The following is a 14,764-nucleotide window of genomic DNA, read 5'->3' on the forward strand; positions in this document are numbered from 1 at the left end:
CACGTGCTGAACGGACTGCGGGGAGCCATGACCCGGCTCTTCACGCCGGTGGCCGACGCGCTGCTGAGGCGCGGCGTCTCGCCGGACGCCGTGACGATCACCGGGACGGTGGCCGTCGTGGCCGCCGCGCTGTGGCTCTTCCCCGCCGGGCACTTCCTGGCGGCGAGCCTGGTCATCGCGTTCTTCGCGCTGACGGACAGCCTGGACGGGGTGATGGCGCGGCGTTCCGGGCGCTCCGGCCCGTGGGGGGCGTTCCTGGACTCGACGCTGGACCGGTTCGGGGACGCCGCGATCTTCTCCGGCCTGGTGCTCTGGTTCATCGGCGAGGGCGACTCGTCCTGGGGTGCCGGCCTCGCGCTCGCGTGCCTGGTGCTCGGCTCGATCGTCCCCTACGCCCGGGCGCGTGCCGAGGGCCTCGGGATGACCGCGGCCGTCGGGATCGCCGAGCGCGCCGACCGCCTGGCCGCCGTGCTGGTCGCGACCGCGCTGGTCGGCGTGGGCGTGCCGGAGGTCGTGCTGGTCGTGGTGCTCGGGCTGCTCGCCGCGGCGTCGTTCGTCACGGTCGTGCAGCGCATGCTCACGGTGCGGCGCCAGGCGATGGGGGCGGCGTGAGCGCACGGGCGCCGCGGGTGGACGTCGCGCGGCTGTACGCGTTCGCCTGGCGGGTGACGGGCCGGGTGCCCGACCCCGCGATGCGGGCGGTGTTCCGGCTGGTCGCCGACGTCACGTGGCTGCTCCGCGGCGGCGGGGTGCGGCGGCTCGAGGCGAACCTGCGGCGCGTGCGGCCCGGGGCGTCGCCCGCCGAGCTGCGCCGGCTGTCCCTCGCCGGCATGCGGTCGTACATGCGGTACTTCGGGGAGGCGTTCGCCCTCGTCGGCGCGACGCCCGAGCAGATCGACGCGCGCGTGCGGCTGGTGCACGGCGACGACGTGCGGCAGGCCGTCGCCGACGGGCAGACGGCCGTGGTCGCGCTGGGCCACATGGGGAACTGGGACCTCGCCGGTGCGTGGGCGGTCCGGAACCTGGGGCCGACCATCACGGTGGCCGAGCGGCTGAAGCCGGAGGCCCTGTTCGAGGAGTTCCTCGCGTTCCGCGAGCGGATCGGGCTGGAGATCATCCCGCTGTCGGGCGCCGGCGGCGGCGTGTTCCGGGAGCTGGTGCGGGCCGTGAGGCGACCGACCGGCGCGGTGCTGCCGCTGCTGGCCGACCGGGACCTGACCGCGCGGGGCGTGGAGGTCGACCTGTTCGGCGAGCGCGCCCGGGTGGCGGCGGGGCCGGCCGCCCTGGCGGTCGCGACGGGGGCACCGCTGACCACGGCCCGGATCACCTACGAGCGGATCACCGGCGCACGGCGCCGGGCCGCCGGCACGTCGTGGGGCATCGTCATCGAGTTCGGCCGGATCCTCACCACCCCGGACGACGTGCCGCGCCCGGAGCGCGTCGCGGCGCTGACGCAGGCGTGGGTCGACGACCTGGCCGTGGCGATCGCGGCGGCGCCGCAGGACTGGCACATGCTGCAGAAGGTCTTCGTCTCGGACCTCGACCCGGAGCGCTACGCGCGGACGCTCGCCGCCGAGCAGCAGGGGGCGTCATGACCGCCGCACCCGCCGCGACCACCGTGCCGAGGACCACGCGCCCGCTGCGGATCGGCATCGTCTGCCCGTACTCGTTCGACGTGCCGGGCGGCGTGCAGTTCCACGTGCGGGACCTCGCGGAGGCCCTGATCGCGAGGGGGCACAGCGTCTCCGTGCTCGCGCCGGCCGACGACGACACCCCGATCCCGCCGTACATGACCTCCGCGGGGCGCGCGGTGCCGGTCCGGTACAACGGCGCCGTCGCCCGCGTCACGTTCGGCCCGGTCACCGCCGCGCGGGTGCGGCGCTGGCTGGCCGCCGGCGAGTTCGACGTGCTGCACCTGCACGAGCCCGTGACGCCGTCGCTCAGCATGCTGGCGCTGTGGATCGCCGACGGGCCGGTGGTCGCGACGTTCCACACGTCGCTGGTCCGCTCCCGGCCGCTGCAGCTCGCGTACCCGCTGGTCCGGCAGTCGCTGGAGAAGATCAGCGCCCGGATCGCGGTCTCGGAGGACGCCCGCCGGACCCTCGTCGAGCACCTCGGCGGCGACGCGGTGGTGATCCCGAACGGCGTGTACGTGGACGCGTTCGCGCGCGCCACCGCCGACCCGCGGTGGGTCGGCACCGAGGACGCCCCGACCGTGGTGTTCCTGGGCCGGCTGGACGAGAGCCGCAAGGGCCTGCCCGTGCTGCTCGACGCCGTCCCCGAGGTGCGACGGGCGTTCCCGGGCGTGCGGTTCCTGGTCGCGGGGCGCGGGGAGACCGGCCCGGACGAGGCGCGCGAGCTGCTGGGCGACGACGCGGACGCCGTCGAGTTCCTGGGCGGGATCAGCGACGAGGACAAGGCGCGGCTGCTCGCGTCGGCCGACGTGTACTGCGCCCCGCAGACCGGCGGCGAGTCGTTCGGCATCGTGCTGGTCGAGGCGATGAGCGCCGGCACCGCCGTCGTGGCGTCCGACCTCGGCGCGTTCACCCGGGTGCTCGACGAGGGGCGGGCCGGCGTGCTGTTCCGCACCGGCGACCCGGCCGACCTGGCTCGCACGCTGATCGACCTGCTCGGCGACGACGCGCGCCGGGCGGAGGTCGCGGCGGCGGGGGAGGCAGCGGTGTGGCGGTACGACTGGTCGTCGGTGACCCACGAGGTGCTGACGGTCTACGAGATGGCCGTGCAGGGCAGCGAGGCGCCCGTCGGGGAGGACCCGACGTCGTGGCGCGGGGCGCGGCGCCTGGAGCGGCGGCGCACCCGCGGCGCGGAGTCGTCATGACGACGTCCAGCGCCGACGTCCGTCCCGCACGTGAGCCCGAGGAGGCACCGGAGTGACCTGGTCCGAGACCGCGGTCGTCGTGGTCGCGGTGCTGCTGCTGGTGCTGTGGTGGTCGTGGGTGGCCGCGTCCCGCATCGACCGGCTGCACCGCAAGGTCGTCGCGTCCCGCGCGGTCGTCGACACGCAGCTGCTGCGCCGGGCGTCGGCGGCCTCGACGCTCGCGGCGTCCGGCGTGCTGGACCCGGTGAGCTCCGTGCTGATCGGCGAGGCGTCGTGGGCGTCGATCGCCGCCGGCTCCCCGCAGACCCAGGGCATCGCGACGCTGCCGGCTGAGCTCGGCGGGCCGGAGCGCGCCGGCGCGCCGGCGGACCGCGGGCTGATCGAGAGCGAGCTGTCCTCGACCCTGCGGGAGGCGCTGGACGACCCCGCCGAGGTCGAGGCGCTCCGCGAGGAGCCGGGCGCCGGGGAGCTGCTCGACGCGCTCGGCGACGCCTGGTACCGCGTGCAGCTCGCCCGGCGGTTCCACAACGAGGCGGTCGCCCAGGCCCAGCGCATGCGGCGCGGCTGGGCCGTCCGGACGCTGCGGCTCGCGGGGCGGGCGCCGATGCCGGAGACGCTCGAGCTCGACGACGCCTGGCCCCCCGCGCTCGGCCGTCCCGGGCGCCCCCCGGCCGCCGCCTGACCTGTGGACGCCGCGTCGGCACCGTGCCGCGCGCGACTACGATGGACGGTGGAACCCGAACTCCCCTCCCTCGAGATGTGAGGCACGCAGTGAGCACCGACACCAGCCAGCCCAGCACCCCCGCCGACGCGCCCGCGGTCGGCACCGCCCGCGTCAAGCGCGGCATGGCGGAGATGCTCAAGGGCGGCGTGATCATGGACGTCGTCACGGCCGAGCAGGCCAAGATCGCCGAGGACGCCGGCGCGGTCGCCGTCATGGCGCTCGAGCGGGTGCCGGCGGACATCCGTGCCCAGGGCGGCGTGGCGCGGATGAGCGACCCCGACCTGATCGACGGGATCATCAGCACCGTCTCCATCCCGGTGATGGCGAAGGCCCGCATCGGCCACTTCGTCGAGGCGCAGGTGCTGCAGAGCCTCGGCGTGGACTACGTGGACGAGTCCGAGGTGCTGACGCCCGCGGACTACGCGCACCACATCGACAAGTGGCAGTTCACCGTGCCGTTCGTGTGCGGCGCGACGAACCTGGGCGAGGCGCTGCGCCGGATCACCGAGGGCGCGGCGATGATCCGCTCCAAGGGCGAGGCCGGCACCGGCGACGTCTCGAACGCCACGACGCACATGCGCACCATCCGCGACGAGATCCGCCGCCTGTCCTCGCTGCCCGAGGACGAGCTGTTCCTCGCCGCCAAGGAGCTCCAGGCGCCGTACGACCTGGTGGTCGAGGTCGCGCGCGCCGGCAAGCTGCCAGTCGTGCTGTTCACCGCGGGCGGCATCGCCACCCCGGCGGACGCGGCGATGATGCGCCAGCTCGGCGCGGAGGGCGTGTTCGTCGGCTCCGGCATCTTCAAGTCGGGCAACCCGGCCGAGCGCGCCGCGGCGATCGTCAAGGCCACCACGTTCTACGACGACCCCGACGTGATCGCGAAGGTCTCGCGCGGCCTCGGCGAGGCGATGGTCGGCATCAACGTCGACGACGTCCCCGTGCCGCACCGCCTGGCCGAGCGCGGCTGGTGACGAGCCCGCTGCCGTCCGACGGCCCGTCGACCCTCCCGGGGGCCGGCGGGCCGTCGCCGTCCGGGGGCACGGCCCAGGGCACCACGAGCACCGCGCCCTCCGCGCTCGGCGACGACTGGGTCGTGGGCGAGGACGGGCTGCGGTTCCGCCGCGCGGCGCGGGTGCTGCTGCTCGACGCCGACGACCGGCTGCTGCTGGTGCGCGGGCACGACGCGGACCAGCCCGAGCGGTCGTGGTGGTTCACGGTCGGCGGGGGCATCGACGCGGGGGAGCACCCCCGCGCGGCCGCCGTGCGCGAGGTGCGCGAGGAGACGGGGCTCGTGCTGGACCCGGGCGCGCTCGTCGGCCCGGTGCTGACCCGCACGGGCATCTTCGACTTCTTCGCGGAGCGCTGCCGGCAGGAGGAGGAGTTCTTCCTCGCCCGGGTGGAGTCCGCCCTGGACACCGACGCGGTGGCGCGGGACGGCTGGACCGCCGTCGAGCTGGACGTCCTGGACGAGCTGCGCTGGTGGCACCTGGACGACCTGGACCGGGAGACCCGCGAGGTGTTCCCGGCGGGACTGCCCGACCTGGTCCGGCCGCTGCTGCGGGGCTGGGACGGCGTGACCCGGCACCTCGGGGAGCAGCTCGACGACTGATTTCCGTACCGGGGGGTAACTTCGGGGCGCCGATCTCCGGTAGCGTGCAGCGGTGCCCACCTCGACCTCTCCCGTCACCCACATGCACCGCAGCGGGATCCGCACGCTCATGGAGCTCGCGATGCGCGACCCGGAGGCGATCCGGCTCGAGATCGGCGAGCCCGACGTGCCCACCCCCGCGCACGTCGTCGCGGCGGCCGGCCGGGACGCCGCCGCCGGCCACACGGGCTACACGTCGAGCACCGGCACGCCGGAGCTGCGGGAGGCGCTGGCCGAGAAGGTGCGCCGGGTCAACCGCCTGGAGGTCACGGCGGCGGACGTCGTCGTCACCCACGGCGCCATGCACGGGCTCGCGATGGCGGTCAACGCCCTCGCCGGCCCCGGCGACGAGATCCTGCTGCCGGACCCGGAGTTCCCGAACTGGCGGATGGCCGCGGTCGCCGCGGGCGTCGGCGTCGGCACCTACCCCGCGCGCGTCGAGAACGGCTTCGTGCCGACGCTCGCCGACATCGAGGCGTCCCTGACCCCGGCCACGAAGATCGTGGTGGTCTGCTCGCCGAACAACCCGACCGGCGCGATGTACCCGCCGGAGCTGCTCGCCGGCGTGGTCGAGCTCGCCCGCGAGCGGGACCTGTGGGTGTTCTCCGACGAGTGCTACGAGGCGATCACCTACGGCGACCCGCACGTCAGCCCCGCCGCGTTCGACACCGACGGCCGCGTCGTCACGTTCTTCAGCTTCTCCAAGACGTACGCGATGACGGGGTGGCGGCTGGGCTACGTCGTCGCGCGGGACCCCGGCGTGGTGGACCTGCTCGGGCAGGTCGCCGAGGCCACGGTCGCGTGCCCGTCGTCGGTGAGCCAGCGCGCGGCCCTCGCGGCGCTGACCGGCCCGCAGGACGACGTCGCCGCCGCCGTCGCGTCGTACCGGGAGCGGCGCGACGCCGCCGTGGCCCTGCTGGGGAGCAGGGGCATCGGCTCGGTGCTGCCGCAGGGCGCGTTCTACCTCATGGTCGACGTCTCCGCCGCGACGACCGACTCCGAGGCGTTCGCGCTGCGGCTGCTCGACGAGCGGCACGTGTCCGTGTCCCCGGGCAGCGCGTTCGGCGCGGGCGGCGAGGGCATGGTCCGGGTGTCGCTGGCCAGCGAGCGGTCCGCGCTGCTGGAGGGCCTCGGCCGCCTGGCGGACATGGTCGACGGCTGGGAGGCCGTGGAGGTCCCGGAGGTCGTCGAGCGCGCTGTGGAGCAGGCTGCCGCCCTCGATTCGTAGGATGAGCGGGTGAGCTCCTCTCCCACCATCGGTGTCCTGGCCCTGCAGGGCGACGTCCGCGAGCACCTCGCCGCCCTGCGCGCGAGCGGCGCGGAGGCCGTCCCGGTCCGCCGGACGTCCGAGCTCGACGCCGTCGACGCCCTCGTGCTGCCCGGCGGCGAGTCGACGACCATCGACAAGCTGCTGCGTGCGTTCGAGCTGGACGCCCCGGTGCGCGAGCGCCTCGCGGCGGGCATGCCCGCGTACGGGTCCTGCGCCGGCATGATCCTGCTCGCCGACCGCATCGAGGGCGGCATCGACGGCCAGCGGACGCTCGGCGGGCTCGACGTCACGGTGCGCCGCAACGCGTTCGGCCGGCAGGTCGACTCGTTCGAGACGGACCTGCGGATCGAGGGCGTGCCGGACTCCGAGGCCGACCCCGTCCACGCCGTCTTCATCCGCGCGCCGTGGGTCGACGAGCTCGGGCCGGAGGCCACGGCGCTCGCCCGCGTGGAGTCCGGGCCGGCCGCCGGTAGGATCGTCGCGGTGCGCCAGGGCCCGCTGCTCGCCACGTCCTTCCACCCGGAGGTCACGGGCGACACGCGGGTGCACCGGCTGTTCGTCGAGATCGTCCGCGACGCCCTGTGAGTGCGGGGCGCGACCCGAGGCAGGGGAGCGCCGCACCGCCGGTCCGGGGGACGCGCAGGTCGACTGCGGGAAACGAGAGGGTACGAAGCGATGTCGGGTCACTCCAAGTGGGCCACCACGAAGCACAAGAAGGCCGTGATCGACGCGAAGCGCGGCAAGCTCTTCGCGAAGCTCATCAAGAACATCGAGGTGGCCGCCCGCACGGGCGGCGGTGACCCCGCGGGCAACCCGACGCTCTTCGACGCCATCCAGAAGGCCAAGAAGACCTCGGTCCCGAACGACAACATCGAGCGCGCGGTCAAGCGCGGCTCCGGTGCCGAGGCCGGCGGCGCGGACTACCAGACGATCCTGTACGAGGGCTACGGCCCCGGCGGCGTCGCGTTCCTGGTGGAGTGCCTCACCGACAACCGGAACCGCGCCGCGGCCGACGTCCGCGTCGCGTTCACCCGCAGCGGCGGCCAGCTGGCCGACCCGGGCTCCGTGGCCTACCTGTTCTCCCGCAAGGGCGTCGTGATGGTCCCCAAGGAGGGCACCACCGAGGACGACGTCATGATGGCGGTGCTGGAGGCCGGCGCCGAGGAGGTCAACGACGCGGGCGACTCCTACGAGGTGCTGTCCGAGGCGACCGACCTGGTCGCCGTGCGGACCGCCCTGCAGGACGCGGGCATCGAGTACGACTCCGCCGACGTCGTGTTCCACCCGGCGACCCAGATCGAGGTCGACGCCGAGGGCGCGCGCAAGATCCTGCGGCTGATCGACACGCTCGAGGACTCGGACGACGTGCAGAACGTCTACGCGAACTTCGACGCCTCCGACGAGGTCATGGCGGAGCTCGAGGACGACTGAGCTCCACGCTGGACCACCCCGCGACGCCCCGCCCGGCCCCGGCCGCGCGGGGCGTCGCGCTGCTTGGGGCGGGCCACGCCAGCGCGCGTCCCGCCCGCGCGTCCCGGCCGGTTCCGCGGTGCGCGGCTGGGAGGATGCGGGGGTGCGCGTACTCGGAGTGGACCCCGGACTGACCCGCTGCGGGCTCGGCGTCGTCGACGGCCTGCCCGGCCGCCGGGTGCGGATGGTCGCCGTGGGTGTGGCGCAGACCCGGCCCGACGAGGACATCGACCAGCGGCTGCTGGGCATCGCGGGCCAGATCGACCTGTGGCTCGAGGAGCACGCCCCCGACGCCCTGGCGGTCGAGCGCGTGTTCGCCCAGCACAACGTCCGCACGGTCATGGGCACGGCGCAGGTGGCGGGGATCGCGATGCTGGCGGCCGCCCGGCGGCGCATCCCGATCGCGATGCACACGCCGTCCGAGGTGAAGGCGGCGGTCACGGGCAACGGCCGCGCGGACAAGCCGCAGGTGCAGACGATGGTGGCCCGCCTGCTGCAGCTCGACGAGCTGCCGAGGCCCGCGGACGCCGCCGACGCGCTCGCGCTGGCGATCTGCCACCTCTGGCGGCCGGCCGGTGCGGTGGGCGCGCCGCAGCGGGCGCCGGGCTCGATGACCGCGGCGCAGCGCGCCTGGGCGGCCGCGGAGCAGGCCTCGCGGCGCGTGCGGGCCTGACCGTGCGGGCCTGACCGCTCGCGCTGCGGGGACCGCACCGGCGCGCCGCCCGCCGTCCCCAGGGGCGCGCGTGTCGTTCGTACAGGTGTTCGCACGCGTGGCAGACTGCTCGCGATGTCCGACGGGAAGGAGCCGGTGTGATCGCCTCGGTGCACGGGACGGTGCAGGCCGTGCGGCTGGACGCCGCGGTGGTGGAGGTCGGCGGGGTGGGCATGCTCGTGCAGGCCACGCCGGCGACGCTGGCGGGGCTGCGCGTGGGCCAGACCGCCACGCTGCACACCTCGCTGGTCGTCCGGGAGGACTCGCTGACGCTGTTCGGGTTCGCCGACGCCGACGAGCGCGAGGTGTTCGAGGTGCTGCAGACCGTCAGCGGCGTCGGGCCCCGGCTCGCGCTGGCGATGCTCGCCGTGCACACGCCGGACGGCCTGCGGCGGGCGGTCGCGACCGAGGACCTCGCCGCGCTCAAGCGGGTGCCCGGCATCGGGCACAAGGGCGCGCAGCGGATCGTGCTGGAGCTCGCCGACCGCCTCGGAGCGCCCGCCGCCGTCCCGGCCGCCGCGGGCGCCTCCGCCGCGGCCGCGCCGGTCGACCGCCGGGACCAGGTGGTCGACGCGCTCGTGGGCCTCGGCTGGAACCAGAAGGCCGCGCAGGACGCGGTGACGTCCGTGCTGGACGGCAGCGACGAGCCGGTGGGGGAGTCGGAGGTCGCCGGCGTGCTCCGGGCGGCGCTGCGCACGCTGGGCGGCGGTCGTGGCTGACGGCACCGACGGGCTCGCGGGCCCCGGGTTCGACGCGGCGGGGGACGTGCCCGGCGACGGGCCCGCGTCCGTCGTCCGGCCGGGGGCCGACGAGCTGGAGCGCGCCGCCGAGGCCGCCCTGCGCCCGCGGCACCTCGACGAGTTCGTCGGCCAGCGGGTCGTCCGGGAGCAGCTCTCCCTGGTCCTGGAGGCCGCCGTCGGCCGGGGCCGCGCGCCCGACCACGTGCTCCTGTCCGGCCCCCCGGGGCTCGGGAAGACCACCCTCGCGATGATCATCGCGGCAGAGCTGCACACCTCGCTGCGCGTGACGAGCGGCCCGGCGATCCAGCACGCGGGCGACCTGGCGGCGATCCTGTCCTCCCTCGAGGAGGGCGAGGTGCTGTTCCTCGACGAGATCCACCGGCTCGCCCGGCCCGCCGAGGAGCTGCTGTACGTCGCGATGGAGGACTTCCGCGTCGACGTCGTGGTCGGCAAGGGCGCGGGGGCGAGTGCCATCCCGCTGGCCCTGCCGCCGTTCACGGTGGTCGGCGCGACCACCCGCGCCGGGCTGCTGCCGGCGCCCCTGCGCGACCGGTTCGGCTTCACCGGCCACCTCGACTTCTACGCCGACGACGAGCTCGAGCGGGTGCTGATGCGCTCCGCGGGCCTGCTCGGCGTCCCGCTGGCCGCCGAGGCCGCGGCGGAGATCGCCTCCCGGTCGCGCGGGACGCCCCGCATCGCCAACCGGCTGCTGCGCCGGGTGCGGGACTGGGCGCAGGTCCGGGGCGACGGCACGCTGTCCCTCGACGCGGCGCGCGCGGCGCTCGCCGTGTACGAGGTGGACCACCGCGGGCTCGACCGGCTCGACCGCGCGGTGCTGACGGCGCTGTGCACCCGGTTCGGCGGCGGGCCCGTCGGGCTCACGACGCTCGCCGTGGCGGTCGGCGAGGAGCCTGAGACGGTGGAGACGGTCGCGGAGCCGTTCCTCGTGCGCGAGGGGCTCATCGGCCGCACGCCACGGGGGCGGGTCGCGACCGCGGAGGCCTGGGCCCACCTCGGCCTCACCGCGCCCGTGCCGACGGGCACGCTGTTCGGCTGACCGCCGGACGTCCGCGGCGGGAACCCACCCCGCCCCGGACTCGTTAGGAGCCCGGAGCCGTGGCGCTAGACTGCGGCCGACCTCACACGCGATCTGGAGCTGTTCTTCGTGGACCCGACCTTCCTCATCATCCTCGTCATCGCCGTCGGTGCGATGTGGCTCATGTCGAGCCGGCAGCGCAAGATGCAGCGGCAGCAGCTGAGCTTCCGCGACAACCTGCAGCCCGGCCAGGAGGTCATGACCAGCTCCGGCATGTACGGCACGGTGGTCGAGGTCGAGGACGACGTCATCACGATCGAGTCCACCCCGGGCAACCAGACCCGCTGGATCAAGGCCGCCATCGCCAAGCTCGTGGAGCCGCCGGTCGAGGAGGTCGAGACCGCCGAGGAGGCGGGCGACGACGTCGAGTGGCGCGACGAGCCCGGCGCCGTGCCCCCGGGCCGGATCGACGTCCCGGACGACCTCTCCTCGCTCCAGCCGCCGCGGGACGACGAGGGCCCCGACAGCACCAGGAAGCCGCAGCAGTAGTCGACGGGTCCGCCGGTCCGGCGCGGCGCACGCCGCCGCCCGGGAACCGGAACCCCCCACCCGCACCGCCCGCGTGACCGCGGGCGGTGCGCGCACGAGAGAAGACGATCCGTTGGCCCCACCCACCCGCCGCCGGCACCCGGCGCGCACGCTGCTCACGCTCGCCGTCATCCTGGCCGCCGTCTTCGGCGCCGTCTTCGCGGGGACCCGGTTCTCCGACGCGACGTGGAGCCCGAAGCTCGCGCTCGACCTCGAGGGCGGCACGCAGCTGATCCTCGCGCCGGTCGCCGAGGACGAGTCCGAGGTGACGTCGGAGACGATCGCCCAGGCGATCGAGGTCATCCGCCAGCGCGTGGACTCGTCCGGCGTCGCCGAGGCCGAGATCACCAGCCAGGGCGGGTCCAACATCGTGGTCGCCCTGCCGGGCCGCCCGAGCGAGGAGACGCTGGACCTCGTCCGCACCTCGGCGCAGATGGAGTTCCGGCCGGTCCTGACCTACGGGGCCCCCGAGCCGACGGCCGCCGCGACCCCGACGCCCACCGACGGCACCGCCGCCGAGGAGCCGTCCGACGAGCCCGCGACCGAGGCCCCGGAGTCGCCCAGCGACGCCGCGTACTACGTGACGCCCGCCGTCCAGGCGCAGTACGACGCGCTCGACTGCACCGACCCGGCGAACCTCACCGGCGGCCAGTCCGGTCCCGCCGACAAGGCGCTCGTCACCTGCGACCCCGAGGGCACGGTCAAGTACGTCCTCGGCCCGGTCGAGGTCGAGGGCGCCCGCATCTCCAACGCGAGCTCCGGCCTCCAGGTCAGCCAGTCCGGCGCGGTGACCAACACCTGGGCCGTGAACCTCGAGTTCGACGACGAGGGCACGCGCCAGTTCGCCGACGTGACCGAGCGCCTGCAGGGCCTGACGGCACCGCAGAACCAGTTCGCGATCGTCCTGGACGGCCTGGTCATCTCGGCACCGTCGCTCGACCCCGGCGTGATCATCTCGGACGGGCGGCCGGAGATCACCGGCTCGTTCACCCGCGAGACCGCCGCGTCGCTCGCCAACCAGCTCAAGTTCGGGTCCCTGCCGCTGAGCTTCGAGGTGCAGAGCGAGGAGCAGATCTCCGCGACGCTCGGCTCCGAGCAGCTGGAGAAGGGCCTCATCGCGGGCCTCATCGGCCTGCTGCTCGTGGTGCTGTACTCGCTGTTCCAGTACCGGGCGCTCGGCCTCGTCACGGTGGCGTCGCTCGCGATCGCGGCGGTGCTCACCTACGGCGTCATCACCCTGCTGTCCTGGACGCAGGGGTACCGCCTGTCGCTGCCCGGCGTCGCGGGCCTGATCGTGGCGATCGGCATCACGGCGGACTCGTTCATCGTGTACTTCGAGCGCATCCGTGACGAGCTCCGCGAGGGCCGCACCCTGGTCGCGGCCGTCGACCGCGGGTGGGAGCGGGCGCGCCGCACGATCCTGGCGTCCGACGCCGTGAACTTCCTGGCCGCGATCGTCCTGTACTTCCTGGCGGTCGGCTCGGTCCGGGGCTTCGCGTTCACGCTCGGGCTCACGACCCTGCTCGACCTGCTCATCGTGTTCACCTTCACCCACCCGGTGATGCTGCTGATCGCGCGGACGAAGTTCTTCGGCAGCGGCCACCCGCTGTCCGGGCTCGACCCGCGCCGTCTCGGCGCGTCGGGCGGCACCCGGTACGTCGGCCGCGGGCGTATCGCCACCGGCCGCCGCGCCGAGGCCGACGCCCCGGCCCCGGAGCAGGCCGGCCTGGACGTGCCGACCTCGACGCTCGTCGCGGCCCCCGTGGGCGCGGGCGGCACCATCGCCGAGCGCCGCGCCGCCGCGCGCGCCGCGCAGGCCGGCGCGGTCACCCCGGACGACCCGGCGCCGGACGGCCCGGCTCCTGATGACGGCACGCCCCCCGAGGACGCCGCACGACGTACCGAGGGGAGCGAGGCCTGATGGCCGTCAACTTCGCCCAGTGGGGCAACGACCTGTACACCGGCCGCCGCTCGTACGACATCGTCGGCCGGCGCCGGCTGTGGTTCACGATCTCCGGCGTGCTCGTGCTGCTGTCGGTGATCCTGCTGTTCAAGCCGGGTCTGCAGCCGGGCATCGAGTTCCGCGGCGGCTCCGAGTTCACCGTGTCGAACGTGTCGACCACCGACCAGCAGCCCGCGCTCGACGCGGTCGCCGAGGTCGCGCCCGACGAGGTCCCGCGCGTGACGAACGTCGGCGCCTCGGCGATCCGCATCCAGACCGCCGAGCTCACGAACGACCAGGTCGAGCAGGTCCGCACCGGCCTCGAGGAGGCCTACGGGGTCTCCGAGGACGAGGTCGCCAGCTCGTTCATCGGCCCGACCTGGGGCAAGGACGTCTCGCAGAAGGCCCTGACGAGCCTCGTGGTGTTCCTCGTCCTGGTCGCGATCGTCATGACGCTGTACTTCCGCAACTGGCGGATGGCCGTCGCCGCGCTGGTCGCGCTGTTCCACGACCTCGTGATCACGGTCGGCGTCTACGCGGGGGTCGGCTGGGAGGTCACGCCGGCGACGGTGATCGGCTTCCTCACCATCCTCGGGTACTCGATCTACGACACCGTCGTGGTGTTCGACAAGGTCCGGGAGAACACGGCCGGCATCACCGACCAGACGCGCGCCACCTACGAGGAGCGCGCGAACCTGGCGGTCAACCAGACCCTGGTCCGGTCGATCAACACCTCCGTGGTGGCGCTGCTGCCCGTCGCGGCGATCCTGTTCATCGGTGCCTTCGTGCTCGGTGCCGGGACGCTGCGGGACATCGCGCTCGCCCTGTTCGTCGGCATGATCGTCGGCGCGTTCTCGTCGATCTTCCTCGCGACCCCCCTCGAGGTCGCCCTGCGGCTCCGGGAGCGTCCGATCCGGGAGCACACCGCGCGGGTCCTCGCGAGCCGGCGGGAGCTCGTCGCCGCGGGCGTGGGCGCGGACGCCTCGCCGGAGGAGGTCGCGGTCGCGCGGTTCACCGGTCAGGTGCGGCCCGGGGGTCACCAGGGCGTGTCCGCGCAGCCGCGCCGGAAGAAGGGGAAGCGATGACCGGGGTCACCAGCGGGGCGGACCGCTCCGAGGAGGTCGCCGGGCTCACCGGCGCGGCGCTCGTCGCCCGCGTCGAGCAGCTGGTCCGCGACGTGCCGGACTACCCGACGGCCGGCGTGGTCTTCAAGGACATCACCCCGCTGCTCGCGGACGGACCCGCCTTCGCGGCGGTCGTCCGGGAGATGGCGGCGCGGGTCCCCGGGCCGGTCGACCTGGTGGCCGGCATGGAGGCGCGCGGGTTCATCCTCGCGGCACCGGTCGCGCTCGCCCTCGGCGCGGGCTTCCTGCCGGTGCGCAAGGCCGGCAAGCTGCCCGGCCCGACCGCGCGCCGGGACTACCAGCTCGAGTACGGCGCCGCCTCGGTGGAGCTGCACCCGTTCACGGTGCCCGCCGGCTCGCGCGTGCTCGTGGTGGACGACGTCCTGGCCACGGGCGGGACGGCTGCGGCGACCGTCGAGCTGCTGGAGGAGTGCGGCGCCGAGGTCGTGGGGCTGTCGTTCCTCATGGACCTCACGTTCCTGCCCGGCCGGTCACGGCTCGCCGGCCACCACGTCGACGCGCTGCTCGACGTCCGCTGACACCGGGCGGGGGACCGGCGTCGCCGGCCCGTCCGGCGTCGGCGCGCCCCCCGACCGGCGGGGTCGCGCCGACGCCGTAGAATCGTGCGGATCGGCGGCTCGACCGGGGTGACCACCCCGGGCGGACCGTGA

At 74.9% G+C, this 14,764-nt stretch carries 16 protein-coding genes; all 16 read left to right on the forward strand.

Annotation, left to right across the window (positions count from 1 at the left end):
• The first annotated feature begins 3 nt into the window (after window positions 1-3).
• The 16 genes from pgsA (at window position 4) to KJP73_RS04920 (ending at window position 14,632) form a co-directional block, all read left to right on the forward strand.
• Window positions 4-612 (forward strand): phosphatidylinositol phosphate synthase, encoded by a 609-nt coding sequence (gene pgsA / locus KJP73_RS04845; protein ID WP_213281657.1) that lies wholly within the window; start codon window positions 4-6, stop codon window positions 610-612.
• Window positions 609-1,595: a phosphatidylinositol mannoside acyltransferase gene (locus tag KJP73_RS04850; RefSeq protein WP_249669105.1), complete on the forward strand. Its 987-nt coding sequence runs from the start codon at window positions 609-611 to the stop codon at window positions 1,593-1,595. The genes pgsA and KJP73_RS04850 overlap by 4 nt, the downstream gene beginning before the upstream one ends.
• Window positions 1,592-2,839 carry a glycosyltransferase family 4 protein gene (locus tag KJP73_RS04855; RefSeq protein WP_433995143.1) on the forward strand — a complete coding sequence of 416 codons (1,248 nt, stop codon included), beginning with the start codon at window positions 1,592-1,594 and terminating at the stop codon, window positions 2,837-2,839. Before KJP73_RS04850 ends, KJP73_RS04855 begins: the two co-directional genes overlap by 4 nt.
• Before the next feature lie 52 nt (window positions 2,840-2,891).
• The gene (locus tag KJP73_RS04860) at window positions 2,892-3,521 is read left to right on the forward strand and encodes a hypothetical protein (RefSeq protein ID WP_213281658.1); all 630 of its coding nucleotides are present in this window, start codon (window positions 2,892-2,894) and stop codon (window positions 3,519-3,521) included.
• Between the two features lie 89 nt (window positions 3,522-3,610).
• A complete protein-coding gene (pdxS, locus tag KJP73_RS04865) occupies window positions 3,611-4,534 on the forward strand; it encodes a pyridoxal 5'-phosphate synthase lyase subunit PdxS (RefSeq protein WP_213281659.1) in 924 nt (307 codons plus the stop codon).
• Window positions 4,531-5,172 carry an NUDIX hydrolase gene (locus KJP73_RS04870; RefSeq protein WP_433995144.1) on the forward strand — a complete coding sequence of 214 codons (642 nt, stop codon included), beginning with the start codon at window positions 4,531-4,533 and terminating at the stop codon, window positions 5,170-5,172. The genes pdxS and KJP73_RS04870 overlap by 4 nt, the downstream gene beginning before the upstream one ends.
• Window positions 5,173-5,224: 52 nt before the next feature.
• The gene (locus KJP73_RS04875; RefSeq protein WP_249669106.1) at window positions 5,225-6,439 is read left to right on the forward strand and encodes a pyridoxal phosphate-dependent aminotransferase; all 1,215 of its coding nucleotides are present in this window, start codon (window positions 5,225-5,227) and stop codon (window positions 6,437-6,439) included.
• A 9-nt stretch (window positions 6,440-6,448) separates the two neighbouring features.
• Window positions 6,449-7,066 (forward strand): pyridoxal 5'-phosphate synthase glutaminase subunit PdxT, encoded by a 618-nt coding sequence (gene pdxT / locus KJP73_RS04880; protein WP_213281660.1) that lies wholly within the window; start codon window positions 6,449-6,451, stop codon window positions 7,064-7,066.
• A gap of 90 nt (window positions 7,067-7,156) precedes the next feature.
• The gene (locus KJP73_RS04885; RefSeq protein WP_213281661.1) at window positions 7,157-7,912 is read left to right on the forward strand and encodes a YebC/PmpR family DNA-binding transcriptional regulator; all 756 of its coding nucleotides are present in this window, start codon (window positions 7,157-7,159) and stop codon (window positions 7,910-7,912) included.
• A 142-nt stretch (window positions 7,913-8,054) separates the two neighbouring features.
• The gene (gene ruvC / locus KJP73_RS04890; protein WP_213281662.1) at window positions 8,055-8,624 is read left to right on the forward strand and encodes a crossover junction endodeoxyribonuclease RuvC; all 570 of its coding nucleotides are present in this window, start codon (window positions 8,055-8,057) and stop codon (window positions 8,622-8,624) included.
• 137 nt (window positions 8,625-8,761) lie between these two features.
• Window positions 8,762-9,382, forward strand: coding sequence for a Holliday junction branch migration protein RuvA (gene ruvA, locus KJP73_RS04895; RefSeq protein ID WP_213281663.1), 621 nt, complete (start codon window positions 8,762-8,764; stop codon window positions 9,380-9,382).
• A gap of 46 nt (window positions 9,383-9,428) precedes the next feature.
• Window positions 9,429-10,460, forward strand: coding sequence for a Holliday junction branch migration DNA helicase RuvB (gene ruvB, locus KJP73_RS04900; protein ID WP_213281744.1), 1,032 nt, complete (start codon window positions 9,429-9,431; stop codon window positions 10,458-10,460).
• A gap of 108 nt (window positions 10,461-10,568) precedes the next feature.
• Window positions 10,569-10,988, forward strand: a complete 420-nt coding sequence (gene yajC / locus KJP73_RS04905) for a preprotein translocase subunit YajC (protein WP_213281664.1) — start codon at window positions 10,569-10,571, stop codon at window positions 10,986-10,988.
• Between the two features lie 112 nt (window positions 10,989-11,100).
• Window positions 11,101-12,948 carry a protein translocase subunit SecD gene (gene secD, locus KJP73_RS04910; RefSeq protein ID WP_213281665.1) on the forward strand — a complete coding sequence of 616 codons (1,848 nt, stop codon included), beginning with the start codon at window positions 11,101-11,103 and terminating at the stop codon, window positions 12,946-12,948.
• Window positions 12,948-14,054 carry a protein translocase subunit SecF gene (gene secF / locus KJP73_RS04915; RefSeq protein WP_213281666.1) on the forward strand — a complete coding sequence of 369 codons (1,107 nt, stop codon included), beginning with the start codon at window positions 12,948-12,950 and terminating at the stop codon, window positions 14,052-14,054. Before secD ends, secF begins: the two co-directional genes overlap by 1 nt.
• The gene (locus tag KJP73_RS04920) at window positions 14,051-14,632 is read left to right on the forward strand and encodes an adenine phosphoribosyltransferase (RefSeq protein ID WP_213281667.1); all 582 of its coding nucleotides are present in this window, start codon (window positions 14,051-14,053) and stop codon (window positions 14,630-14,632) included. The genes secF and KJP73_RS04920 overlap by 4 nt, the downstream gene beginning before the upstream one ends.
• Window positions 14,633-14,764 lie beyond the last annotated feature (132 nt).

Origin of the sequence: Cellulomonas hominis (assembly GCF_901521055.1) — a bacterium.
GTDB classification, from domain to species: Bacteria; Actinomycetota; Actinomycetes; order Actinomycetales; family Cellulomonadaceae; genus Cellulomonas; species Cellulomonas endometrii.

Excerpts from the sequence above, each read along its gene's own strand:
- KJP73_RS04920 (WP_213281667.1), top strand. The coding sequence starts at position 14,051 with ATGACCGGGGTCACCAGCGGGGCGGACCGCTCCGAGGAGGTCGCCGGG.
- secF (WP_213281666.1), top strand. The coding sequence starts at position 12,948 with ATGGCCGTCAACTTCGCCCAGTGGGGCAACGACCTGTACACCGGCCGC.
- KJP73_RS04885 (WP_213281661.1), top strand. The coding sequence starts at position 7,157 with ATGTCGGGTCACTCCAAGTGGGCCACCACGAAGCACAAGAAGGCCGTG.
- KJP73_RS04855 (WP_433995143.1), top strand. The coding sequence starts at position 1,592 with ATGACCGCCGCACCCGCCGCGACCACCGTGCCGAGGACCACGCGCCCG.